The organism is Neobacillus sp. FW104-15D2 (assembly GCF_058790155.1).
The window spans coordinates 1-25655 of record NZ_JBYTCJ010000039.1; the positions used below are offsets into that span (position 1 = coordinate 1).

22 protein-coding genes and 1 riboswitch are annotated in these 25655 nt (G+C 36.4%); of the genes, 9 read left to right on the plus strand and 13 right to left on the minus strand.

From position 1 onward, the window contains the following. Positions 1-628: 628 nt before the first annotated feature. Positions 629-1072, plus strand: a complete 444-nt coding sequence (locus AC3WR0_RS22800) for a L,D-transpeptidase (RefSeq protein WP_492554456.1) — start codon at positions 629-631, stop codon at positions 1070-1072. A 33-nt stretch (positions 1073-1105) separates the two neighbouring features. On the opposite strand, the gene AC3WR0_RS22805 is transcribed toward AC3WR0_RS22800, so the two are convergent. After that, on the minus strand, positions 1106-2332 hold the full coding sequence (locus AC3WR0_RS22805) for an MFS transporter (protein WP_492554424.1): 1227 nt from the start codon (positions 2330-2332) through the stop codon (positions 1106-1108). A 162-nt stretch (positions 2333-2494) separates the two neighbouring features. Here AC3WR0_RS22805 and AC3WR0_RS22810 point away from each other — a divergent pair, with 162 nt between their 5' ends. The 3 genes from AC3WR0_RS22810 to AC3WR0_RS22820 all read left to right on the plus strand — a co-directional run bounded on the left by AC3WR0_RS22810 (position 2495) and on the right by AC3WR0_RS22820 (position 7277). Next, entirely contained in the window at positions 2495-2770 is a 276-nt protein-coding gene (locus AC3WR0_RS22810) for a hypothetical protein (RefSeq protein WP_492554425.1), read from the plus strand. Between the two features lie 201 nt (positions 2771-2971). Beyond that, positions 2972-3118: riboswitch (cyclic di-AMP (ydaO/yuaA leader) on the plus strand. Positions 3119-3304: 186 nt separating this feature from the next. Then, positions 3305-3670 (plus strand): sporulation protein, encoded by a 366-nt coding sequence (locus tag AC3WR0_RS22815; RefSeq protein WP_492554426.1) that lies wholly within the window; start codon positions 3305-3307, stop codon positions 3668-3670. A 415-nt stretch (positions 3671-4085) separates the two neighbouring features. Then, a complete protein-coding gene (locus AC3WR0_RS22820; protein WP_492554427.1) occupies positions 4086-7277 on the plus strand; it encodes a DEAD/DEAH box helicase in 3192 nt (1063 codons plus the stop codon). Between the two features lie 196 nt (positions 7278-7473). On the opposite strand, the gene AC3WR0_RS22825 is transcribed toward AC3WR0_RS22820, so the two are convergent. Further along, positions 7474-8190, minus strand: coding sequence for a glycosyltransferase family 2 protein (locus AC3WR0_RS22825; protein ID WP_492554428.1), 717 nt, complete (start codon positions 8188-8190; stop codon positions 7474-7476). Positions 8191-8222: 32 nt separating this feature from the next. After that, positions 8223-9314 carry a YheC/YheD family protein gene (locus AC3WR0_RS22830; RefSeq protein WP_492554429.1) on the minus strand — a complete coding sequence of 364 codons (1092 nt, stop codon included), beginning with the start codon at positions 9312-9314 and terminating at the stop codon, positions 8223-8225. 141 nt (positions 9315-9455) lie between these two features. Between AC3WR0_RS22830 and AC3WR0_RS22835 the strand changes: the two genes are divergently transcribed. Next, positions 9456-10778, plus strand: coding sequence for a YheC/YheD family endospore coat-associated protein (locus tag AC3WR0_RS22835; RefSeq protein ID WP_492554430.1), 1323 nt, complete (start codon positions 9456-9458; stop codon positions 10776-10778). A gap of 127 nt (positions 10779-10905) precedes the next feature. Here AC3WR0_RS22835 and AC3WR0_RS22840 read toward each other — a convergent pair whose 3' ends face one another. From AC3WR0_RS22840 to AC3WR0_RS22855, 4 genes are all read right to left on the minus strand, one after another. Further along, a complete protein-coding gene (locus AC3WR0_RS22840) occupies positions 10906-12294 on the minus strand; it encodes a UDP-N-acetylmuramoyl-tripeptide--D-alanyl-D-alanine ligase (RefSeq protein ID WP_492554431.1) in 1389 nt (462 codons plus the stop codon). A gap of 64 nt (positions 12295-12358) precedes the next feature. Beyond that, a complete protein-coding gene (locus tag AC3WR0_RS22845) occupies positions 12359-12787 on the minus strand; it encodes a hypothetical protein (protein WP_492554432.1) in 429 nt (142 codons plus the stop codon). Positions 12788-12813: 26 nt separating this feature from the next. Continuing rightward, positions 12814-13839 (minus strand): YheC/YheD family protein, encoded by a 1026-nt coding sequence (locus AC3WR0_RS22850; RefSeq protein ID WP_492554433.1) that lies wholly within the window; start codon positions 13837-13839, stop codon positions 12814-12816. 13 nt (positions 13840-13852) lie between these two features. Then, positions 13853-15076 carry an ATP-grasp domain-containing protein gene (locus AC3WR0_RS22855; protein WP_492554434.1) on the minus strand — a complete coding sequence of 408 codons (1224 nt, stop codon included), beginning with the start codon at positions 15074-15076 and terminating at the stop codon, positions 13853-13855. A gap of 700 nt (positions 15077-15776) precedes the next feature. Here AC3WR0_RS22855 and AC3WR0_RS22860 point away from each other — a divergent pair. Then, positions 15777-16529 carry a YheC/YheD family protein gene (locus tag AC3WR0_RS22860; protein WP_492554435.1) on the plus strand — a complete coding sequence of 251 codons (753 nt, stop codon included), beginning with the start codon at positions 15777-15779 and terminating at the stop codon, positions 16527-16529. 263 nt (positions 16530-16792) lie between these two features. Here the strand turns inward: AC3WR0_RS22860 and AC3WR0_RS22865 are convergent, their stop codons facing one another. Both AC3WR0_RS22865 and AC3WR0_RS22870 read right to left on the minus strand, forming a co-directional pair. After that, entirely contained in the window at positions 16793-17254 is a 462-nt protein-coding gene (locus AC3WR0_RS22865) for a hypothetical protein (RefSeq protein ID WP_492554436.1), read from the minus strand. Between the two features lie 33 nt (positions 17255-17287). Next, on the minus strand, positions 17288-17422 hold the full coding sequence (locus AC3WR0_RS22870; RefSeq protein WP_492554437.1) for a hypothetical protein: 135 nt from the start codon (positions 17420-17422) through the stop codon (positions 17288-17290). Between the two features lie 252 nt (positions 17423-17674). Between AC3WR0_RS22870 and AC3WR0_RS22875 the strand changes: the two genes are divergently transcribed. Further along, positions 17675-19000 carry a YheC/YheD family endospore coat-associated protein gene (locus AC3WR0_RS22875; RefSeq protein ID WP_492554438.1) on the plus strand — a complete coding sequence of 442 codons (1326 nt, stop codon included), beginning with the start codon at positions 17675-17677 and terminating at the stop codon, positions 18998-19000. Between the two features lie 243 nt (positions 19001-19243). Here the strand turns inward: AC3WR0_RS22875 and AC3WR0_RS22880 are convergent, their stop codons facing one another. The 4 genes from AC3WR0_RS22880 to AC3WR0_RS22895 all read right to left on the minus strand — a co-directional run bounded on the left by AC3WR0_RS22880 (position 19244) and on the right by AC3WR0_RS22895 (position 22707). Next, positions 19244-20563 (minus strand): UDP-glucose dehydrogenase family protein, encoded by a 1320-nt coding sequence (locus AC3WR0_RS22880; RefSeq protein ID WP_492554439.1) that lies wholly within the window; start codon positions 20561-20563, stop codon positions 19244-19246. Between the two features lie 101 nt (positions 20564-20664). After that, the gene (locus tag AC3WR0_RS22885; RefSeq protein WP_492554440.1) at positions 20665-21618 is read right to left on the minus strand and encodes a UDP-glucuronic acid decarboxylase family protein; all 954 of its coding nucleotides are present in this window, start codon (positions 21616-21618) and stop codon (positions 20665-20667) included. 355 nt (positions 21619-21973) lie between these two features. After that, positions 21974-22414 carry a glycosyltransferase family 61 protein gene (locus AC3WR0_RS22890; protein WP_492554441.1) on the minus strand — a complete coding sequence of 147 codons (441 nt, stop codon included), beginning with the start codon at positions 22412-22414 and terminating at the stop codon, positions 21974-21976. Further along, complete coding sequence (locus tag AC3WR0_RS22895) at positions 22312-22707, minus strand: glycosyltransferase family 61 protein (protein WP_492554457.1); 396 nt, start codon at positions 22705-22707, stop codon at positions 22312-22314. The genes AC3WR0_RS22890 and AC3WR0_RS22895 overlap by 103 nt, the downstream gene beginning before the upstream one ends. 950 nt (positions 22708-23657) lie before the next feature. On the opposite strand from AC3WR0_RS22895, the gene AC3WR0_RS22900 reads away from it, so the two are divergent. Together AC3WR0_RS22900 and AC3WR0_RS22905 are read left to right on the plus strand one after the other, a co-directional pair. After that, positions 23658-24653, plus strand: coding sequence for a glycosyltransferase (locus tag AC3WR0_RS22900; RefSeq protein ID WP_492554442.1), 996 nt, complete (start codon positions 23658-23660; stop codon positions 24651-24653). Between the two features lie 19 nt (positions 24654-24672). After that, positions 24673-25641, plus strand: a complete 969-nt coding sequence (locus AC3WR0_RS22905) for a glycosyltransferase (protein WP_492554443.1) — start codon at positions 24673-24675, stop codon at positions 25639-25641. The last annotated feature ends 14 nt before the right edge of the window (positions 25642-25655 follow it).

Here is a 25655-nt window from a genome sequence, read left to right on the forward strand (position 1 = left end):
CAAGGCAGGAGTCTGCTTGATTCCATTGTGTTAGTCTATCGAGGTCAGTTTTCTTTTAACTGACCTAAGTAGTTACTTAATTTTTTTAATAACCCTTTAAAAACTGAAATTCTGTCAAAACCAGATCGGGACCAGCTGCATAACAGTGAATTTGAAGGCCTTCAATGGGGTGGTAGGATGAAACTCTACTGATTCTTTTCTTGTAAAAACCTCTCAAGCAGAATAATTTGCATGCTGCGTTTTTCTTTTTCATCCTTTGTTATTTTTGGTTACATTAATGATCTCGACATAGTGGGGAAATAAATGGCACTTATGTAATTTTTATTGTAATACACTTAAGTCATTTTACAAGAAAAAAATGGAAAAATTCTTTTTGTGATCTCACCATAATCTACAGGTTTAAAGTTTTCTTTGTTAATTTTTTAAAGATTGCCGGAGGGTGGGAGGCTCCCGGAACGCCTGCTGAAAGCGTGTGCCTGTAGCGAAACCTCAACGTGAGGATTACAATGGTTAACCCTTAAAAAGACACAGGCAACCAAATGATAAATGGGGAATATGCTAAAGAAAAAGGGAGGGGCTGCCATTGTTTCATATTGTTAGGCCGGGTGAGAGCTTTGAAAGTATATCGATGGATTTTCGTGTTTCCCGAAAAAAACTTTATCGTGCCAACCCCGGAATATATAGACTCTATCCGGGACAACGAATTGTCATCCCTGGTATTCCGGAGCCAAATACGATTCCATATTCTATAAAGGTTTCCCTTGGTAAAAAAACACTTGCTCTGTTTAAAGATGAACGCTTTGTGAAAGTCTATCCTGTCGGGATTGGTAAAATGCTGACACGTACACCTTTTGGGGAGTATATTGTTGTTAACAGGGAGCCGGCACCCGGTGGACCTTTCGGTGTTATGTGGCTTTCTTTATCAAAAGCCGGATATGGAATCCACGGCACAGACAACCCTGCTTCAATTGGCAAAGCCGTTTCACATGGATGCATAAGAATGCACAATAGAGATGTTCTTGAGCTTTCAGGAATCATTCCAAATGGAACGAGAGTTGGTATAGAAAAATAAACACCTGTAAGGAGGGTCCCTTACAGGTTAGATTTATAATCCAATTGAATTGTTAACAAACTGCCGATTTTCTTTTCGCAGATCTATTTTTGCTGACCATAAGAAGTAAATTGCACCCAGCAAAATATAAAGTAATCCTCCCACTAAGCCAAGGGTTCGCGGCGAAGTTCCTTCAAGAACCAATCCTGATAAAAACATAGAAAAGCCTAAGCAAGAATTGGAGATGGTTGCAGAAAAGGCAAAGTAAGTTCCATGGTATTTTGCAGGTATGGTCTGCATAACAGCCGTATCCATTAAAGTATTTCCAACTCCGCTAAAGAGCGTTAGAATTCCAAATAAAAGGGCTGCAAGTACAAAGGAATGAACCTGGCTAATCCCTGTAAGGACAACTCCTTCCATTAATAAGCATATAAAAGCAATAGGGAGAAAGTTCTTTTTAATGAGTCCTGAAACCAGCGGACTCATTAAAAGTCCTGTTCCCAGAACGCTATAAAAAATCCCAACTCCAAGTCCGCCCATATGGAAAACCTTCACCGCGTAAACACTTAGCAAAACATTTTCAATCCCATTTATTAAAGGATTTAACAGATCAAAGGTCATGAGCATAAGCAAAAAGACAGAAGCCATGGCAAGCTTTGCAAAGCTTGCTGCAGACACTGTTTCCTTTGATTGCATTTGAACCGTTCTATTCTCAAGGCTTGGTATACCGGAAATAAAATATGCAGCAGCGGCAAAAGATAGAATGTTAATAAAAAATGCCGCCTTCGGGCCTAGGAGAAAAGAAACGATCCCTCCAGTAAAAGCCCCCACAATTAAAATGATTCCGAGAGAAACCTGCTCCCATGCGTTAACATCTTTTATTGATTTCTTTAGTACGATGCTGGGAATTCCAGCTTTCCTTGCCGGAGCATACAGAGCTTCTCCTGCTGAAAGAAGAAAAGTGCCTGCATAGACAATCCACATGTCAGCTGCACTATTAATAAAAAGAAAAGATATGGCAATGAAAGCACGTACCAGGTCGGTAGTAATCAAAAGTCTCTTCCTGGTCCATTTTTTGGCGAATCTGCTGCTAAAAGGCCCAAATAGGAGAAAAGGGATCATTCTTAACGCCATTGTAAGCCCAACTGCTAGACCAGAGCCTGTAATTTCCAAAATAAGCGTCAATAACGCTACCTGACTGAAACGGTCACCAATTCCATTAACCACTCCAGCTAGAAATAACCTTCGGTATGATTTTTCATGCTTTATGGTTTGATACATTCTAGCCCTCCTTACATTAAATTAAGTAATTTAACGTTAATCTAATTAGATGTTAATCTAATTTATTTATCGTGTAAACAAAAATTTCAAAACTTTTTCATCCAAGACTCTGAATATTTAAAAAGGAAGAAAATATACATACATGGACAAGGAGGGGTTTGAATGGAAAACAAATTTATCTTACGGTTTTTTTATAATGAGGACAGTTCCATTTCCATACCAATTAAAGGAGAAAATGCAGAAGAAATTTCGAAAAGGATCATTGAACAAAATAAGACTTGGATTTCCTTCCCGCTACGAGATAAATACACAAAGAAATTAGGTTCCGAATTTGTCACTATTAACATAGAAAAAGTAAAATATTTTAAAGTGGAAAAACAAATCAATTCTTTATCGTCAAAATTTGACGAAGGAGATTTTGTAGAGATGAGTCAATAATAAGTAGTACATATCCGAGCCATTTTTCTAGACGAAAATGGCTTTTTTGTTTTCTTTGTCAAAATTTATAATAAAAGTGAGAGAAAGTAAGATAACCTGAGAGATTCACAGAAAAATCCCCGCAATGAACCTTTTTTGACATGTAATTGTACTATATTGGCAGTTTACATTTGTCGAACCACTGAATAAAATAGACAAGTATATAAATAATGGCTTAATCCTGATATTTTTCAGAAGCGGAGGAACCAATGTTACTTGGGGTTAATTCTGTTTTTTTCAGAAGGGGTGAATTTCTCTTTCGCCATCCTACCCGACAGCTAACTTCGCAGGCTAAGCGAGGGAGGTCCATAAGACCACCATGTTTTCGGTTTCTTTTTTAAGAAGTGGATACATGAAAGAAGGTCTTTTTATTTTGCATTTAAAATTAATATGTAGATGATAATTCCTCTAAATTGTTCGTGAATCAAAAAATAACCCTTACTATGATTCACCTGTATACAGCACAAATGAATCCAGAAGCAAAAGGTGATCAAAATGTTGGCAAATTATTTAAAACGTTTAATCGGTCAGCCAAAAATTGATATTAAACTTGATAAACCAGAGTATACTGCTGGTGGTGTTATTAATGGATCAATTGAATTCGAAGGCGGATTGATCAAAAACAAAATCAGCCGTATTGATATTGACTTGCTGGGTGAAAAGAAGTCTGTTCATGATGCATTAAACAGCATGTCTGTATTATGTTCACAGCCTTGTCATCCTCATAAAAAAGAATCTATCAGCTTTATTTTAACCATTCCTGAGGAACTGGAAAGAGAGAAAGATTACTCTCTTGAATTTAGTGTCAAACTAGATAATTCCTCTTTAATTACAAAAAGAAAAACACTAAAAGTATCCTAACCCTTTTGGCAGCATGGGCCATTTATAAGTATCCTAACCTTTTTAGCAGCATGGGCCATTTATTACACCTTATGAAACTTTTCTTGCGGATCCTATGTATATTCGTTCTATTGGTTTTGAATTAAGCCCTGACAATTAAGTCATAATGCCTTCTAATTAGATTAGCAAAACCAAATAATCAGTCGTAGGACAATTAATACCACCCATCCCCGGACCATACAGGCTGCAAATCCAACCAAATGTGAAAAAATAATAAGCAGGCCGTATACCATATCTGTCAGGTATAAGGCCTTTTTTGGATTTTACCTTCAATCTATTGTGATTTTCATTTTATATTAAAACCGCGGAATTATGTTACAATCGGGATTATTCAGTAGGAAAAAGTATAACAGCTCTAAAGGAAGGGACAAAGCTTTTGAACACTAAACTCAATCAAAAACTAATTATAGAAAAGTGCGGCTCTGTCTCCTTTAAACGTGGAGAATATTTTAACCGTACTAATAAAATCCTTTTTTCAGAATATGAATCAAATTACTGCAGGGCAATTGTCAACGGTGATGAAGATTTCCACGTGACAGTACATACTGATGAGAATGGTACCCTTCATACTTCCTGTGACTGTCCTAAGTTAGCCTCCTTTAAGAAGGACTGCCAGCACATTGCGGGAGTATTACTTGCTATTCTGGAACATCAGCGTAAAGGAACTGCCCCAACTGAAGAAAAGCAAAATAAAAAAGATTTAACAGAAGGAATAATTAACCTTTTCTCTAATCGTGCCATTAAAACAAGTGGGTATTTGCCTCATTTCGAAAAAAGAGAGGTAATTAATGCGTCTTTTATATGTAAGCCTATTTCTATAGGCAGTGAACGATATCTTTTCGGCCTGGAAATTGTTCTTGGATCTACTGTTGTAAAGGATATTCGAATGTTTTTGAATCACATCACCGAAGGCAGTCCTTACAAACATGTTGGTACATTTACATATGAACCAACTCTTCATTGTTTCGAAAAAGAAACAGATGCTGTTATTCATCAGCTTATCCAGGTGCTTCGTGACCAAAATGCTTATGGAATTACCACTCCTTTTCAAGAAAACAATCAGATGCTGCTCATACCTTCCTCCTCATGGGATCGGCTTCTCCCGTTGCTGATTAAGGCACAAAACACCAAGATGGAGTATGAGGGACAGACCTTCCAAGGAATCCCCTTAACGGATGAAATGCCTCCATTGGAATTCGAAATTACACAAAGCATCGAAAACAATTACCATTTAAGGATAAAAGGACTGCAGCGGTTGGTCATTTTTGATTCCTATCTGTCTGTTTTATTCGATGGGAAAATTAAAAAGCTTGAAAAAGAGGACTTTGAAAGGCTTTGGGAACTTGTCCAAATGCTGGCAACATCTGGAACCAATACAATCCCTATACCGAAAGAGAAGCTGCATTTTTTTCTGGAAAAAGTGGTTCTTGGATTAAAAAGATTGGGCCAGGTTCACATTTCTGAAAATATCACAAAAGAATGGGTAAGAACCCCGTTGATAGCTAAGCTTTATCTTGATCGTGTCAAAAATAAGCTTCTAGCAGGACTTGAGTTTCAATATAACCATATAACCATTAATCCATCGGAGGGAAAGGGAATTACTGGAAATTCTTTTATCGTAAGGGATTTAGAGAAAGAAGAGGAAATCCTCCAGCTTTTGGATGGGAGCTCATTTTCAAGGACGGATGGTGGATTTTATCTGCATAATGAAGAGTTAGAGTATGAGTTTTTATATCATACCCTTCCCAAGCTGCAAAAACTTGTCCGAATTTATGCTACAACTGCCGTTAGAAATAGAATATCCAGAGGAGTATTCCGTCCTCAAGTAAGAGTCAAAGTAAAGAAAGAACGAACTAATTGGCTTGAGTTTAAATTTGAAATGGATGGTTTTCAAGAAGCTCATATTAAGGAAGTTTTACAGTACCTGGAGGAAAAAAGAAAATACTATCGTTTGCCAAATGGGACACTTCTTTCTTTGCAAACAAGAGAATTTGAAGAAATTCAGCGTTTTCTCCGTTCACCACTGATGGAAAATAAGGATCTATCAAATGGTTTAAGTCTGCCCCTGGAAAAATGTCTTCAGCTTCTTGATACCGTTGAAGTAAATGATACTTTTAAACTCGAGGAATCATTCCGGGAACTGATGGATACTCTTCGAAACCCTGGCACTTTAAAATTTGAGGTTCCCGCTAGTTTGGAATCCATCCTTAAAGAATACCAAAAGTATGGATTTAAATGGATGAAAACTCTTGCTCACTTTGGATTGGGTGGAATTTTAGCCGATGATATGGGACTTGGAAAAACGATACAAAGTATATCGTTTATCGTGTCGGAAATACCTAGTATTCGCAAGGATAAACAGCCAGTACTGATCGTTTGTCCATCATCTCTATCCTATAACTGGCTTATTGAATTTAAGAAATTTTCTCCCGAGCTCGCAGTGTCTGTAATCGATGGCAATAAAACGGAAAGAGCCAAAATTTTGGGGAGTTTGTCTGATACTGACGTACTGATTATCTCTTATCCGCTATTGAGACGGGAGATCAGCTGGTTTGAAAAACAAGGCTTCCATACGGTATTTTTTGATGAAGCACAGGCGTTTAAAAATCCGTTAACCCAGACTGCTAGAGCAGTAAAGAAGCTGAACTCCAGATATCGCTTTGCACTTACCGGTACTCCTATAGAAAATTCCTTAGAAGAGCTATGGTCTATTTTTCACGTAGTCTTCCCTGAGCTTTTTCTAGGTTTAAAAGAATACAGCAAACTTTCAAGGAAGCATATAGCACGAAGAATTCAGCCTTTTTTACTCCGCAGATTAAAAGAGGATGTACTTTCTGAACTTCCGGATAAGATAGAGTCAAGGGAATCTGTAGAGCTATTTCCTGAGCAAAAGAGATTGTATGCTGCCTATTTGGCAAAGCTCCGGCATGATACCTTAAAGCATCTCGATAAGGAAACAATAAGAAAAAATCGAATTAGAATTTTAGCGGGCTTGACTAGGCTGCGACAAATTTGCTGCCACCCTGATTTGTTTGTTGAAGGATATAAAGGGAAATCAGCAAAGTTTGAACAGTTGATGGAAATAGTGGAGGAATCAAGAATTTCGGGAAGAAGAGTATTAATTTTTTCTCAGTTCACTAAAATGCTTGAACTCATGGGCAGGGAGTTAACAAATAAAGGTATGCCATTCTTTTACTTGGATGGCAAAACTCCGGCAGAGGAAAGGGTAGAAATATGTGAACGATTTAATAATGGTGAACGTGATATGTTCCTTATTTCTTTGAAAGCCGGAGGGACCGGGCTTAATCTAATGAGTGCTGACACTGTTATTTTATATGATACCTGGTGGAATCCCGCAGTAGAAGAACAGGCAGCAGATCGTGCCCATCGTATGGGACAGAAAAATGTCGTTCAAGTCATCAAGCTCGTCGCCCGTGGAACTATCGAAGAGAAAATGAATGAACTTCAGGACAAAAAGAGGGATCTTATAGGAGAGATCATTGATTCTGATGAAAAGATTATTTCTTCCCTTACAGAAGAGGATATAAGGGAGTTATTAATGATATAAGTATTACATCAAAAAAAGCATCCTGAGGGAAGCTTTTTTTGGTGTGTCAAGCATCTCCATTAACTTGGCGGTAAAAGTCAGCTTTGGATGTTGGGATATGCATCTATTAGCTGAAGGTGAAGTGTCCGCTGCGACGCGGAATCTTAAGGTAGCTTTAGGCAAATCCTCGGCCTTAGGCACACGAAACACACGATTTTTATCCAAAAATTTCCTTATCCGCAATTTGTTTGATATCAGGAAAAAAGCCAACGTGTTTCGATGTTTTATTAAGATACTTGCTGGAAGGCTTCCATGTGTGTTTATTAGAATTCCATCTGAAGTAAACATAGTTATATCTGCTGGTCGAAAGGATACGATATCCTTTAGCCCTTGCATTTTTTATAAAGTTTGTATCTTCACTCAAAGATATATCTAAAAAAGGAACATCCTGCATTACTGACTTTTTAGCAACAATAGTTCCTCCTAGCACTAATTTAACCGGCTTAAATTCCCGGCCTGGGAATCGAAGCCGTAATTCCTTAGTAGCCGGAAAATACATGAAAATGCTCCTTTTTCCAAGAATATCTGCGTCTGTAGTCTGAAAGGTTTTTAAAGCTTCATATAAATATGCCAGACCATAATAATCATCATCGTCCCATTTAGCTACATATTTAAACTTAGCTTTCTCAATACCAAAGTTTAAACAACTTCCTAGTGTTGTGTACTCTGGAAGTTGGTACACCTGGACATGTTCATAATTTTCAGCTTTTTTCATCCATTCATTTAAATTAAGCGAATCACTATTTAGAACAATAATTAACTCTTTTTCTTGTAATATTTGATTTTGATAATTTGAAAAGATGTTGTCCATATATCCCTCTTTATTAGTACAAGCAACGATGGAAATTCCATTGTTTTTATTATTTTGCTCCATTATACTTTACTCCCCTTGAATCGAAAACTTATTTAAGAAGCACCATGCTGTTTGCCTATCCTGTCAATTAAAAATTTGCCATATCCTATCGGATTAAAGTGTTTTGCCTTCCATTCTTCATATCTTTTTCCTTTGTATCTCATGTTTCCATAGCGTCCGCGGAAGTTGCTCTCAATAAAATAGGGGTGCCCTTCTTTATTTAAAGCAATGTCAAATGCAATATCAGCAATATGATCTGTGTATTTTTCCAAATGTATCGCCAATTTCAAGGCTAACTGTGAAATATCATCATACACCTGGCTGTAAGAAAGAGATGGATGTTCCTTTAAAACAGAATCGAAGCTGAGAGATCTGCCACCCTGGCTAATGTTCGTAACAAACTGTTCTTTTAATGGAGATACCTTACACAGAATACCTGCGAGTACCCAGTTGCCCGTATGATTCCGCTGTACAACTACACGAAGGTCGAAGGGTCTCTCGTTGTAAGTTGCCAGACCAATTTTTTCCTGGATAATGTATTGCTTCATACTAAAGCTTTCTGTAATATATGGGGGAATTTCATCTCTAAAGGTAATTTGAGACCACTCTCTTCTTGCAAGTGGATAGTTGAGTACCCATGTACCCAAGTTGTCCTTGGATAATTTCATTATACCTCCGCCTAAGCTTCCGTTTGCTGGCTTAAGAATTAAATGATTGTGCTGATTCATCATTATTCTCAGGTTTTCGATCGTTCCCTTTACAGTCTTCGGCAGAAACGCTTGTAACTCTGGATTTTCACTAATAATGTGGTGCATATTCAATTTATTATGGCCAATGCCTTTTTTATTGTAGAACAGGATATTTCTTTTTTCTAAAAAGTGAATCTGCCTTTTTGATAAAAAGCTTCGGGTATAAATCACCTTTGGAATAGGAATGGTTTTAAGTGTGTACTTTCCCTCTGTTTTTATAAATCCTTGTACTTGATCAACTCCAGGTTTAATACTTCGTAACCTCATAAAAAAAGGAAAAAGATGATAATGTTCCCCTGCCGCCTGGTAGGCGGAAACGTTGATTTGGTTTTGTCCCTTTAACAGTACTTGATAAATGCCATCTGGCAGGATTACCCCTATATATTCCTGTTTCACTGTGCCTTCAGCTCCTGCTTTTATCATTCTTCTCTATGTATATTTCAGATAAGCTAATTTTGCTCTAGATAATTGGCACAAATAGCAGGGGACTCATAGTATGTAGAAGTGAAAAGGAATACAGCCGTGAGGTGGTGGACTATGGGTAAATCGTTTCAAATAAAAAAAGAAATGGAAACTGGCTATAGAATAACGCTAAATTCTGTCGTATTACGGGAGCTGGGGATTTCCCAAATGAAAAAAACACAATGTCGGTTTGGCCTTCAAAAATGTGAAGTCAATATTATTTTGTCTGATAAAATAAGAAAAGATGAAATATTAATGACGGGCGATGCTTTTCATTCTTTAATGCTGCCCCTGCTTCCGGGGTACGAGATAGTATATAAAGAAAACGTGATTCATTTCGGACCCATTATCGGAATCGTAGCAGCAAAAACCATATCAAAGCTGGATGAAAAAGTCCAAAAGCTCGGAAGATATGTGAGAAATTATAAAAAAATTGGCGGCGCGATTATTGCATTTTCAAACGAAGGAATTGACCGTGACAAGAAATTGATATTTGGTTACTTATATAATCCTGTCAAAAAAAGATGGGAGAAAGGGTTCTACCCATATCCATTGGCAATCTTTAAAAAGTCTTCCTTAAATCAGGATTTGCATCGTCATTTTGAGTCTTTGATTGGGGAAAAGATTTTTAACTCCGGAACATTTGACAAATGGGAAATGTATACCTGGTTTAAAAATTCTCCAGAATTGAAGCCTTTTTTGCCGGAAACAAAAATCTTTCGAACGTTTGTGAGTGTTGTGCAAATGATGGAAAAATATGATGCTGTTTATATTAAGCCAATAAAAGGTATGCAGGGCAAAAGGGTGGCGAAATTAGAGAATAAGGACGACAAGCTTCTCCTTCAATACATTGATGAGGATACAAAAAAAGATTATACTTTTCACGATTTGTATGAGGCAAAAGATTTCCTTGAAAAAAATTTTGGCGAAGAGAAATTTATTCTTCAACAGCCTATTAATCTTAGATTTAATGATTCCATAATAGACTTTCGAGTAATATTGATTAAGGATTACACAGGGACGTGGAAAAGTTATGGGGTCTTGGGGAGAAATGGGGTAAAAGGCCAAATTGTCAGCAACCGCCACAGGGGTGGAAAAGTAGAACAGGCGGACCTCACACTTGGAAAAATGTTTAGGAGTAAAACTGCAATTTTGGAGTATAGAGTAAAGATGGACAATTTAGCAAAAAAAGCTGCACAGACGATTGAGAATTGTGGATTTCATTTTGGAAAACTGGGAATTGACATTGGAATAGATACGGATGGAAAAGTGTGGTTAATCGAGATTAATCATCGAAATCCTAATGATTTTGTCGCTTCCTTTTCAGGAGATAAAAAGTTGGTAAACTTGATTAGGCTGGCTAATATGCTCTACGCAAAAAGGCTTGCCGGTTTTTAATTGTAGAGATTTCTATTTTGTAATCTGATAATGGAGTTTAGCATTTATTGGTCTTATTAACTTGCCATAATCAGGAAGAAGCCTCCTTAATCATCGAAAGGCATGATTTAAGGAGGCTTTGTTTTGTCTACATCATTTCAGTTTGTTTTTTTAAGCTCTTTACGAAACTTCTTAACGACTCTCGCATCGAAGTTTTGACCAATATGATGGAATTAGGATTGGCCAGCTCATTAAGAATGTTATTTGCCTCTATTTCTGAACTGCACATATATACTCTGTTTGGGTCCATGCCCAATTTTATGGCTTCACGGCTTATAATAGAAGCCGTATTTCCAATTGAAATCAATATTTTTATTTGATTTTCTATAACCATACGGGCAACTTTTTTATGCTCATTTTTCTCTTCTGCACCAAGCTCGCTAATTTTGCCAAGTACGGCTATAGAGGTTTTTTCGTGGGCGAGTTGATTTAAAACAGTAAGAGCGGCCTGTATGGAACCAGAGTTCGTATTCCAGGTATCATCAATAAGGGTTGCGCCTTTTAATCCTTTCACTATTTCAAGGTGTCGTTTAAGATGTTTATAGCTTTCAAGACGATGGATCGCGTACTGAATGTCAACTCCATTCGAATGGACGGCGGCGATTGCAGCGAGTGCATTATAGACATTATGAATGCCACAACCTGGTATACGAACAGAAAAGGTTTCTTTGTTAAAAGTTAATTGAAAATCAATATTATGTTCTGAATATATGATATTATGCGCCCTAAAATCGGCGTTTTCTTCTAAGCCAAACCAAACAATCTTTTTATTTGTAAATTTTTTGCTGATCAATAAAGTATTTTGACAGTCTGCATTTAGTATTGCAGCCTGATTTTCGCCAACACCATTTAAAATCTTTGACTTTTCCAATCTATAATTTTCAATTGAACCAAATCTTTCGATATGGTCAGCACCTATGCAGGTAATCACGGCTGTGAATGGGCCAAAACATCGGCAGCAGCGATCCAAATTCCCCTTTTTTCCAATACCTAACTCAAAAATTCCAAAATCCGTCTGATCTTCGAATCTTGATAATACCAATGAGTTTGAACGGAACAGGTTATAGTTACCTAAAGTGGCTTTTACTTTGTATTGTTCAGAAAGAATATGCCTAATCATTTCCTTTGTAGTGGTTTTTCCGGATGTTCCTGTGATGGCGATGACCGGTATGTTGAATAAACGTCGATAAAAGGACAGGAAACGTTGGTAAGCAACTTTTATGTTTTTTACTCTAACGATTGTTGCTGCATTGGGAAGATTCTTAAGACGGCCAATACGATCGCTTACAATAATGCACGGAGGGAAGGGCTTTTGCGTTACTGTATTCCCTATATTTCTGTTAAGACAAAAAAATAATGTGCCGGAATTTAGCTTATTTGTACGTGTAATGACAGTATGGAAGCTGGAACACAAGCCCTCTTTTATTATGACTCCTCCGATATGGGGAAGAATTTCTTGTAAATGTAATTGTTTCACAGTAATCTCCTTTAGGCTTTTTTACATAGGACAAAGAATTTCTTTTAAATAAAAATTGGCTTTGTTACCATTTTGGCTCGATTATAATCTCCCTCCTGAGTAGATCGATATCCGTGCATTTAACCCTGGTAAATTCTTTTAATTCTAAGGAAAGGAAAACCGGGGTACGCTTTAAGAGATAAACGTCTTTGCAATCACTTACTACATCACCATAAACATCGAATGGCATTAACAATGAAACCACCGATAATTTTTTCCGAATATCGAGGCTTTCAATTCGAAAGAAGGGGGTTTTAAAATATGCCTCTTCTATGAAGCCTTCGGCATAAAAAGGAGAGAGACTATCAATTGAATATAGTGAAAAAGGTATGGTATCGACTTTAAATAATTTCGTCAGCAGGCTGCTGAAACAATCAGAAGGGTCACCAGCAAGCTGATCCTGCTGCTCTTTTAAAATCTTTAATGCTGTTAAAACATCCGCGCGGTTTTCCAAGTTGTTCCCTCCTTCACCATTGAAAATTATTCTTTTTGAACACTATCAGCAATATATTGGGCATAAGGTACCATGTTTTTGGCAACAGAAAATTCCCGATGTTTACTTCCGGGACGCCAGTTAACTTCAAAAATCCAGATACGGTGATTTTGATCAATTCCAATGTCAATGCCCAATTCATCAAAGGATCGTTTTTTATAAAGGCTGTCAAAGTACGTGGCAAAAGCGACAGCAAAATATTCCAGCATTTGCTTTATATCGAAATATTTATCGCCAAACTCTTCAACCAAAAAAGGAATAAATTCACCTCGGTATCCGCCATTACTAATATTGCTTGTTAATTTTCCATTTCCACTGATTCTGGGATAGATTAGGGTAATAGCCCATTTTCCTAAAGCGTTTTTTTGGACGTGTAAACGAAAATCATAAGCCAATCCTGTTTTTGTTTTACATTCAATAAAGGGCTGAACTAGATATTTTTGTTCATAAATTAGCCTTTCTACAAGCTCTTTAAATTCCGAAAGTGAATAAATGTTTTCTTCAATGCCGCTAATACAGTGTATGGAGTTGTTTTCTAAGAGAGTAACAAAGTAGATAGAACGGCCCTTGCTTCCTGAATGGGGTTTAATGACCATTCTGGTGAACTTTTGCATCAGGTTCAGCACTTTATCAGAATTAGAAATATTAAAGGAAGGAATAAGATGGTTTGAAAATTGCCTTCCCTTTTCGATTTTTTTGAAAACTTTCATTTTAGTTCCAATTGAATGGCTAATAAAAGGAATTCTGCTTTTCAAGGCCTTTCTTACAATCGATTGTTCTCTTGTCTTGGGAGCACTAATATTGATAATGGTGTCCGGAAAATCCACCTCTTGCTGGATCCAGTCTCCTTCTTTATAAACCCATCCAAAAATCTTCTGTCTGCAAAAGTCTACTGCACGATAAGAGAAATACACAAAATCAATTCCATCCATTTTGGAGACGGAGGCACATGCATAGGCCTTTTTAACATTATGAGGCTTTTTACGATAATGAAGCATGCCAATAAGTTTCATGAACAACAACACCCTACATTGGTTCTAAATAAAATTTTATTTCTTTTGCTGCTGTTTTAGCAATGTCTCTAGCTTTTAATGGATCCTCGGAGCTTGCTAGGACATAGGCATAACGGTCACCCATGGATAAAGGGGGAGAAAGAATACTGCCTTTTCTCGGTTTGATATAAACCTTCTTAACCCCATCCATATTTAGTGCTTTATTTTTGCCAATTACTTTAATTAATTTTCCTGGTGAGTTAACCGTTATATATTGCAGAAAAGCAGATTCATTCTTACTGGGTTTGAGGCAAGGCTCTTCACCAAGATTCAGCTTTAAAGTTTCTTTTACCAAGTTGATCCCAGTCGCTTCTAAAATTAACTGATTGACTGCACCACCTGAAATTCGGGGATTGATTTCAATAAGCTTCCATTCTTCATTTACCAAACGCATTTCCAGATGGCAGGTGCCATGTTTCAAACCAATATCTCTTATAATGCTTTGAATAGCCTCATTTAGCTTTTCATCTACTTTTGAGCTTAATTGTGCCGGCATAGTATAGCCAGTGATAATAAAACGGTTTACCCTTGAGATTTCTTGTTCAATGATGGCGACCACCGTTGTTTCAGAATGGCAGACCACCACCTCAATCAGATACTGAGGACCATCCAAATATTCTTCTAAAAGTATAGGAGTTTCCGGGAAACGGCTCCTAAAATATTGGGTTGCTTTTATAAATTCTTCACGGGAATGAATGAGCAATACATCTTTTGAGCCTTTGGAAACGGGAGATTTTAGAATTACGGGAACATCTGAAACATACTTTTCAAACATATCATTTGAATCCAAGTCTAAAGAGAATATGGAATAAGACGGAGTAATTGGGTTTTCCTTTAAAGTTTCGCGGAATCGCGTTTTATCTTCCATTTGGTAAAGGGCATTTACAGACAGTTCAGCAAGGCCCAGTTCCTTGGAAATTTGAGCAGCAGTACTTACCAAAGGATCTATAAAGCTCACAAACGCCTTAACTTGTTTACCCTGTTCCTTCAAAAGTGAAATTTGTTCATAAATAACGTCTTTATCCAATAAATCATCCACAAAGATCATCTGGTGCACATCCTGAAATTCTTCCCTTTGCCTTAACCATTTGTGCCGATCAGTTAAAAGCACTGTAAAATATCCCATTTCTGCAGCTGAGAAAATTGCATCACGGCTTGATCCTGATTTATTGCTGCCAAGAAAAACAATGGTATGCATACAAATTTGTTCAACTCCTCAGATTCAAAGTGATAACAGAAGTTCTTTCATCTGCATCCACGATGGGAGGCATTTATTAAACGTTCAGTTGTTGTAGCAATATAGGCACAAGCAAATTACTATTCTTGGCCTTTTACTCTAGGTAATTTTGTACTTCCATATATTATTCATTGCAGAAAAATTTAGTGAGGACTAATGCGGAGTTTACGTACAATGCCTTCAAAATATCATACATAAATTAGTGAGGTAGAAAATATATACTGCTTTATTTTGCTTTATATCCTTGGACAAGGAATAAAATATTTTTTCTGAATTTTAGGGAATGAGAAGGTGCCCAATATACATTGAAAAATGGAATCAACGAGTGGAATAAGATGTTTTCGGTCAAACAATGTGGAGGAAGATTTTTTGTACTTTTATCATCTGGCAACCAAAAGATTCATAAACTTTGAACAGCTCTTAACAGTGCAAAATAAAAATATGGATTCCTGTATTTAAAAAAATTCGGAACGCTAAGGATTTGGAATCATATAAATCAGAAGTTACAGTGATTATTTTCCTTTAGCCTTATATTGTCCAAGCCAAATTTCCATTCTCCCATACATTGATTAGTGTATTCAGTTGTTGTGTTGTTTTTAACATTATTAGAGAAGTATGTGCAAAAAATAGGTTACTGCTCCAGGGAAAGGTAGGATGAAGAATGCCAATATGGGACAAATGGGAAAAATATTCAACCTTAATCAAAAATAAAGAACTTGAAAAACATCTTCCCGAAACGACGAGGTTTTCAACAGAGAAGGAACTATGGGACTTTGTTGATAAGTATCTTTCAGTGATCTTAAAGCCTATAGATGGCAGTAGGGGAAGAAAGATTTTTAAAGTATCTGAAGTTGAATCAGATAAGTTTGAAATTCATTACTTAAATAGTAGGGAGGTATTTATTGGAAGGAATTATGCTTATTCCTACTTTAAAAATAAAAAAGCTCCACGAAGAACTTATCTTGCTCAGAGGTATATCTCCCTAGCCAATATCCAGGGCTGTCCATTTGATATTCGGGTCATTGTTCAAAAACAAAAGAACTCGAATAATTGGATTGTAACTGGTAAAGCTGCAAAATTAGCCGGGCAAGGCTTCTTTGTAACAAATAATAATAATCAGTTGAGAAGTGGATCGATATTGCCTGTTGCCGAAGCGATCAAAGCCTCCAATATTCATAAAGTGGATGATAATAGTGAAAAACTTGTATCAGAATTAGAACGAATTGCCTTGCTTGCAACGAAAACATTAGAGCCAATTTATCAAGGGCATCCTATATATGGTTTTGATATGGGGATAGACAGTGACGGGCACATTTGGATTATCGAGGCAAACTTAAATCCTGGATTATCTTACTTTATGAAACTAGCAGATAAAACGATGTACTATACAATAAAGAAAATGCGTAAAAGGTAAAAAGTCACTGATGTTAAAGAATAAAAAATCATTTTACTCGTAAATTTAAAAAATTTTATTCAAGAATGAAAAAAGATGCCTCGGACAATTTTATCCTAGGCATTTCTTTGAGAAAAAACAAGATCCGTTAATGTAAACTCGTTTAAGTTTATATTAAAATGTCTAAGCAATTGCAAAAATACACCGTAAGACTTAACCAAAAATATCCTGATCGACAATCTTTTTAAAATCATCAAAATAACCAATGTGATGCGATGTTTTGTTTAAATACCCTTTTGTAGGCATTCATGTGTGCTTATTTGAATCTCATCTGAAGTATACATAATTATTTTTGCTTGTCGATAGATACGATATCCTTTAGCCCTGGCATTTTTTATAAAGTTGCTGTCTTCATGCAATGATATATTTAAAAACGGGACTTCTTGCATTACTGTTTTTTTAGCAATAAGGGTTCCGCCTAATACTCTTTTAACAAATTTAAATTCACGACCCCGAAATAGCAATCGTAATTTCTTAGTTTTCGGAAAATACATGAAAATTGTTCTTTTTCCAAGATTATCAGCATTTGTATTCTCAAATGTTTTTAAGGCTTCATCTAGATAAGCAGGGCCATAATAATCATCATCATCCCATTTAGCCACAAATTTAAAATTTGCTTTATCAATACCAAAGTTTAAAACAACTTCCCAGTGTTGTTTCCTATGGAAGTTGGCACACCCGGACATGTTAATAATTTTCCGCTTTTTTCAGCCATTCATTTACATCAAGAGAATCACTGTTTTTTCTTGTAATATTTGATTTTGATAATTTGAAAAAATATTATCCATATATCCTTCTTTACTTGTACAAGCAACGATGGAAATTCCATGGCCTTCATTCGTTTCCTCCATCATACTCTCCCCTAAAAAATTGGCCTAGTCTTATTGGATATTCTTACCTTTTTGAGTAGTTTTGTACTACCATATTCTATTCATGGTTGAAAAAATTAGTGAGGAATTTACGTACTCAGTCTTTGAAATAACATATATAAGATAGAGAGGAATCGAAATACATTTTTTTATTTGTTTTGTTACGGGGAAGGGAACCAATATTTATAGTTTCAGATTCTTTTTGTCTCAATTTTTCAAGAATGAGAAGGTGCGTAAGTGTATATCAAAAAAATGGAAACAATAATTGATGAAAAGATTTATTTCAATCAATCAATGGGAGTAAATATGAATGTGAACGAAGGTGAAAAGCTTGTTGTTCATTTCGGTGCCTGGAATAGAGAAGTTGAAATCGGTTATTCAGAGGACATTGAAGAAAATAGAATGGGTATATCATACAGTCTAATGGCACCGTTTACGGTACCGGATGATATAGATTTTGAATACCGAAAGGAGGGAAAAGAACTTCACATCGGGCCTGTGCTTGGTATTGTTAGAGGGAACAATTTTCCCCATTTAAACCGAAGCAGAAATATTCTGCTGCCCTGGGTTAAGGATTATCATAAAATTAAAGGATTGGTTATTATTTTTCCACTATCAGAGGTATACGAAGGGGCTAAGTCTATAAAGGGTTATTATTATAACTCAAATAACCCCAAAAAAAGTTGGGAGGAAGGAACCTTTCCAATTCCAAGTGCTGTTTTTAACAAGAAGACAGGGGGTGTCGGCAAGAGGTACCGGCGCCTGTTTGAAGAATTAACTAATGGCAGATTCATCAATAGCAGTGGAACAGGAAAATGGGAATTTTTTTCTGCTCTATTCAACAACCCGGAAACTAAATCGAAAGTTCCCTATACAGAAAAATTCCAAGACTTTAAACAACTTTTCACAATGCTTAACACATATGGCGTCCTGTATTTAAAAAGAAGATACGGATCACGAGGCTACGGGATAATACAAGTCAAGAAATTGGAGAACTTATATGAAGTAACAAGAGTTTTAAAGGATACTCAGAAAAAAGATCAGTTTGAAACAGAAATCGAATTGAAGTCCTTTCTGGAAAGTTTAATTACAAAAAGTGGGTATATTATACAGCAAGGTGTAGTTTACCAAGCGAATCAGAAACAAGTCGATTTTCGTGCGTATCTTCAAAAGGACGGAAGTATGGAATGGAAGGTAAGCGGGTTTATTGGCAGGCTGGCCCAACCGAATAGTGTAATAACAAATATTAGGTATACGCAACAAATATTACCCGGAAATGAAGCATTAAAGGAGTTTTATGGCTTTGAAAGAGAAAATGCTGATAAGGCAGCCAAAAAAATTGTAGAAGCCTGTATCCTGGCAGGCCAAAGCATGGACATAAATTTGGGACATTTTGGGGATGTTGCACTCGATTTCATATTAGACAGTCAAGGGAATGTTTATTTCCTTGAAGTTAACGCGGGTTATGGACATAAAATTTTTAGGGAAATACGGGATTATAAACTCAGAGAAAGTATTTTTAAGTCGCCGCTGGAATATGCAAAAGCTCTTGCCGGGTTTTAGGATAAATTATAATAATACATCATCTTAAAAAAAAATCTGATATATGAAATTATCCCCTTCAAAGTAGACAGTAAAAAAGAGAACATCTTATATGTTCGCAACTGTCTATCTCGAAGGGGATTTTACTATGAAGAAAAGTCGGTGGTTTTAAAAGTGAGGCTTAAAAAAGGGTTGGACATACAGACAGTAAACAGAATGAGAAGTGATTTATCTGCTTGAGTTTTGTGCAATCTTTTTAGTAGGTTAGTTTTGATTATTGGTTATACTTTCTCTGCCTATGGAGTGGTACTCTATTGGATATTGTTTAGCATCCTCTAATGGATAACAGTTACGACCATCAAAAATGATAGGTTCTTTCATTAAAACTGAATATTTATTTAATGGAAAATCAATGAATTCTTGCCAATCTGTTAAAATGAAAACAATATCAGCACCTTGAAGTACTTCTCCTATGTTTGTGCCATACTTAACTTTTGGATCTAATACTTTTTGGGCATTTTCGATGGCGATTGGATCATAAGCAAAAACATCAGCACCTTCATCAATCAATTGTTTTGAAATATATATACATGCCGACTCACGAACATCATCTGTATTTGGCTTAAAAGAAAGTCCTAAAATTGCGCATTTCTTTCCTTTTAAACTTCCGAACCGTTTTTTTGCTTTTTCCAGAAGTAGCAGCTGTTGCTTTTTGTTTACCTCAATAACAGAGTTTAAGATTTTAAAAGAATAATTCGCATTTTCAGCCAATCGAACCAGAGCAATGGAATCCTTAGGAAAACACGATCCGCCGTAGCCAATTCCAGCCTCTAAAAATCTTGGACCGATACGCGAATCTTGTCCCATTCCATAAGCAACATCTTCAACGTTGGCACCAATTCTTTCACAAATCACAGCAATTTCATTAATGAAGCTAATTTTCGTTGCTAAGAAAGCATTCGATGCATACTTAATCATTTCAGCACTACGAATATCCGTTTTGAAAATTGGAACATTCAATGGTTGGTAAATTTCTTCCATTATTTTGGCTGCATGATCTTGATTTGTTCCAATGACAGTTCGGTCATTGTTAAAAGTATCGTATATAGCAAATCCTTCACGTAAGAATTCAGGATTAGAAACAATATCAACCTGGACGTTCTCTATCAAATTTTCTTGAATAATTTTATAAACAAGTTCATTTGTTCCTACAGGTACTGTACTTTTTGTTGCAACAATTACATCATGAGTAACATGTAGGGCGATTTCTTTGGCTGCCTGCTTAATATATTGTAAATTAGCTGAGCCATCAATATCTTGAGGGGTCCCAACTGTGATGTAAATAACCTCAGCATTTTTTAATCCTTTTGCATAATCAGACGTAAAGTCAAGGTGTCCATTTTTGATATTTTTGTGCATTAACTCTTCTAAACCGGGCTCATATATAGGCGGAATTCCAGCTTTCATTTTTTTTACTTTTTCTTTATCTACATCAATGCAAATCACAGAATGACCAATTTCAGAGAGGCATACGCCAGTTACGAGACCTACATATCCTGTTCCTATCACAGCAATATTTCTCAATTTTAATCGAACCTTTCTACTTTTTGTTGATTCTCGAGAAGGGGTATAGACACAAAACTATTTGGTATTTTATTGGTGAATTTCCAAACAACAACAAACTTTCAGTTTACCAGTTTTTCTTTGTACATTTTTATAGTTTGTTTTAGACCTTCCTCTAGAGAAACTTTCGGTTCCCAATTAAGAAGCATTTTTGCTTTTTGAATATTTGGTTTCCTTTGTTTTGGATCATCTTCAGGTAATGGGAGGAATATGATTTTACTTTCGGAGTTTGTTAGTTTTTTAACAAGATGAGCAATTTCAATGATTTTATATTCTGTTGGATTTCCAATATTAATAATTTCCCCACTTGCGGTTTCACTTTCCATCATTTTTTTAAAACCATCTATTGTATCCGTAACATAACAAAATGATCTGGTTTGTTCGCCATTTCCGTAAACGGTTATATCTTCACCTGTTAAGGCTTGAGTGACGAAGTTTGAAATAACTCTGCCATCATCATTAGCTAAACCGGCTGAGTAGGTATTAAAAATCCGGACTACTCTAACTTTTACATTAAATAAAGTGTAATAAAGATAACAAAAAACCTCTCCTAATCTTTTTGATTCATCATAACAAGCTCTTGGTCCCCAGGTATTGACATTCCCTCTATAGGTTTCAGGTTGGGGGCTTATTTCGGGGTCACCATATACCTCACTGGTACTGGAGTAAAGAATTCTGGCTCCATTTTGCTTTGCTAATTCAAGCATATTGATAGTTCCGATCGTGTTTACGTTGATTGTTTCGAAAGGACGAGCTTGATAGTACTTAGGGGATGCTGGAGATGCTAAGTGGTAAATTTCATCGACATTTTTTAATAACGGATGCTTTAATAATTCATCTGAACAAATATCAGTATTAATAAAGGTGAATTGATCCTTATTTAAATCGGTTATATTCTTTTCCTTCCCTGTATAAAGATTATCGATCCCAATTACATTATTTCCTTGATCAATTAGATCTTTAGCGAGGTGAGATCCCAGAAAACCAGCCACCCCAGATATCACAATTTTTTTCACTTCTACACCCCTTATTTTTTCTTTATTTCATTAATAAAAAGTATCTTGTCTCAATAAATGCATTAAATAATTTCTTTTATATGCTATTCAAACTAAAACTATTTGATTGGGTATTAATATTAGATTTAATAGTTAATAAGAGTGGATCAATGAAGAGATTGCTCAATAAATTATGTAATGAATAGATGAAATAAGTTCAGAGAGTATTCTATAATTTGCAAACTCTTCTAATTTCATGGTGCAACGGGGTTTTTGCTTGATCGAACTTGTAATCGCAGCAATAACAGACTAGGGATAGCAGTATAGCTTGCGCGCGAGCCGTTGAAAAAAGCCAGTTCCTACTTCCGGGGCTGGCTTAAGAAAACTGCATTTTAATCTTCATGTTGTCAAATCCGGACCAATCCTCTTTCATTCCGGGGCCACGTTTTCCGTAATCACCAATAAAATAATAATGTTTAAGATTACCAAAGGAACTGATCATCGAATAGAGACAGATGATATAAGCGGGAGAAAAGATTTCAAGTACTTTTGTTCCCGGCTGGCAAAAGGTTAAATTTGTAAGCCCTTCTCCATGTGGGGCAGTAATCACTTCGGATGTTGAGAAAAGAGCCACCTGCTCTGCAACCGTCATCGTTTCTAGATCGACTACAAGAAAGCCCAATTCAACCAGCATCCCAATGACATCCTGTTCATTTAAAATTCGGCGTGCTCCTTTTCGCCGAATATAGATTCGCTTGTTCGGTGTCGGCAGCGGTTCCGATCCAAGAAAGGCATTGCGGAGAAAATCATATCCCATTTGGTTAAAAAATCAGGCTGGGAAGGAAGAATCAGCTTTTCCACCTTTGCAAGGAACTCATTATAGGTTCGGAACACTTTATCAATACCGAGTTTCTTATAGGTTTCCTCTTGAAAGGGGACATGCTCCGGTTCATAGCCCGCAATATATTGGTCCCCCTTAATCCCACTTTCATTCAGCAAACGAAAACGGGGCAGCACCTCATACATCCAAAAGGAATAGTTTCTGCTCTCGATATGAGTTAAATCTGCAGCAATTTCAAATCTGGTCAGTAATGGATGGAATTGGATCATTCAAAAAAATGGAACGACCAAAATTGGGGTACCCATTCAATAGAATGTTCCCATAGCAAATTGTCTGGCGTAATAATCGACCCGTTATACCCCCATACCCGTACTTCCGGAATCCCACTTACCAAGGCCGGATAAATATTTAGGATAGCTTACAGACGGGTTCTCAATTTGTCTAGAAAAATGGTAAACCGGATAAATTTCCTATGTGAAACTATTTTCGAAAAATGGTTCGACTTTTGCATCAAACCACTCTTTAACCGTTGAATAAATACCTACAGGCGGATGTAGTTTTTTCGCCAAAAACCCCCCAATCGACACGCTAAAATCATATGTTTATCCATCGTGTAATGTAACGAAATTTTATTTAAAGGGGCTAAAAAAGAAATACTGGTTACACTGGTAATGGCCGTTAGAATAGCGAAGATTTCCTTAGGATTACGTGAAATCCTGTATCCAACCAGATTATTTCCAATTGAAGATCATCTTTTTATGAACATCAAGGAGTGGCTAATGTTTTAAACACTGCTATTAGGGGCAGAAAGCCATCCTTACAAAAGGTCCACTTCCTTAAATAATCAATTAACTGTATAACTATGAACCTTATTCGGACTATTCTAACTAAACACTAAGGTATAGAAAAATCCATTAAAGGTAATGGGCCTTTTGGGAACTTGTTTATTTTAGAAATATAAATGAGAAGACAGGATTATTGGTCATAAGATCATCATAAGCTTTGTTTTTTACTTTGGAATTTGACCTAAATTAGTATATTCATGTCTCCGATTTAGCCAATGCACATATATTAGAATTAGAATATTTGTTGAAAAATCCAACAGTTGGAGAAATTTTTAATTTAAGATGGACACTGAAGAATGACTTAAACAAATGATTGAATCTACTTGGAATTGGCTTCAAAATCATCCGCACCGCTATTATAAGGGAGTGAGGGCTTGATATTTTGTACGGCAGTCTGTGCCAACCATATGGCAAAAGCAATTACGATGGCAAAATCGTTAAAAGAGCATATGCCTGACTCGAAGTTAATCGTCTGCCTTCTGGAACTTGAGATGATGAAAGAGGCTGAAAGCTGCCCTTATTTCGATGAAGTAGTTCTACCAAAGGAAATGGGAATTCATGAATTTTATTCATTCATATTTAAGTATTCCATTTATGAGGCAGCTTGTGCGGTAAAGGCTCAGCTACTAATTTATACTATGGGCAAATACCCTGACAGGGAAAAATTTGTTTATATCGATTCTGATGTCAAGATATATAGCCGGTTTAAAGAAATTGAGGAAATTTTGAAAAATGAGGCTATTATACTGACTCCGCATCACCTTGAGCCCATGGACCATATTTCTGAAATTATACGAATTGAAGAGAATCAACTTCGAGTGGGAAGCTTCAATATGGGGTTTATTGCTCTGCGCCGCTCTAAAGAGGCGGAACAATTTCTTAAATGGTGGAATGAACGCCTCTATCATTTTTGTTACCTTGATCTCAAACGAGGGCTTTTTTTAGACCAAAAATGGATTGATCTAGCTCCGGGATTATTTAGGGTTCATATTCTAAAGCATTCTGGCTATAACATTGGAAATTGGAATTTACCAAAAAGGAATCTCTATGTAGAAAAGGGAGAGAAGAAGGTTAACGGTGAGGCGCTCCGTTTTATTCATTTTTCCGGTATAGGAAGCTGGTTTGAACAATATTTAAAGGAGTTTGTAAAGGATAAAGGAAATCTACTTTATTCTTTATTAGCTGAGTATAAACAGGACTTGGAACAAGCTGGAAATCAAAAGTATAAGGATCGTCTTTGGAGCTTTGATTATTTTTGGAGCGGTGAATATATAAATCAGGAGTCACGGGTGATTTTCCGCGAAAAAACTCATCTTTTTAAAAATAAAATTCCCTTTGAATTATCAAATTTATTCTTTCAAAATAGGTAAGTGAAAGGATGTAGTTCGGATGCTGTCTGTGATAATGGCCGTATATAATGGTGAAAAGCATTTACAGGAAGCCATTTTAAGTGTTCTCGAGCAGACTTATGATGATTTTGAACTCGTGATAGTTAATGACGGTTCGACCGACCAAACAAGAAATATTCTAGAGCAATTTGCTAATAAAGCAAATATAATTCATCTTGAAAAAAATCAGGGGGCCGCTACTGCATTAAATATTGCGGCCAGTCACGCTAAGGGTGACTGGCTTGCGGTTCATGATTCGGATGATATCAGCCTTCCAACAAGATTAGAAGAGCAGGTTCGCTTTATGGATCCTCAGTACTCAGCTGTTGGGACATTGATTGAGTGCATTAATGGTGTTCCGCCTGTCACCTTGGAAAGACTGAAACAAATTGAGGATGACTACAACCATCATCAAACTGCTCAGGACCTTAGGAATGTCCGCTTTTTTGGAAATCCGAATTGTCATGGAACGATGATTTTCTCAAAGGATTTGTTTCAGCGAGTCGGGGGATATAATCCAAAGTACAAAATTGCCTTTGATTATGATCTTTGGATGAGATTTATGCGTGAAAAGCCAATTGTAAAAATTCCAAAGGTGCTTTATAAATGGAGGGTACATGATAAATCGCTCCATCGTAAGGACGAAGGGGAAACCTGTAAGGAAGTGATGCAGATTTCATCTGAAAATATAAAATGGCTTACGCCAAGATTAGCTGTGTTTGGCTGTGAAAAGGGATGCGAAAGTTATCGACATGCCATTCAGGGTATTGATGGGCTTCGGGTAGAGCGATATGTTACAAGTCCATCATTGCAAGAAATCAATAGTGTCAAGAAAAGCCTGTACCAAAATAAGTTAGACGGTGTAATCGTGTTAGAATCTTATTTTCATAACAAAGTCTTGAGGTATTTAAAAAGGGCCGGACTCATTTATAATGATAATTTATTTTTCCTATGGAATGTCTTTAAATAGGAGGGGATAGGAAG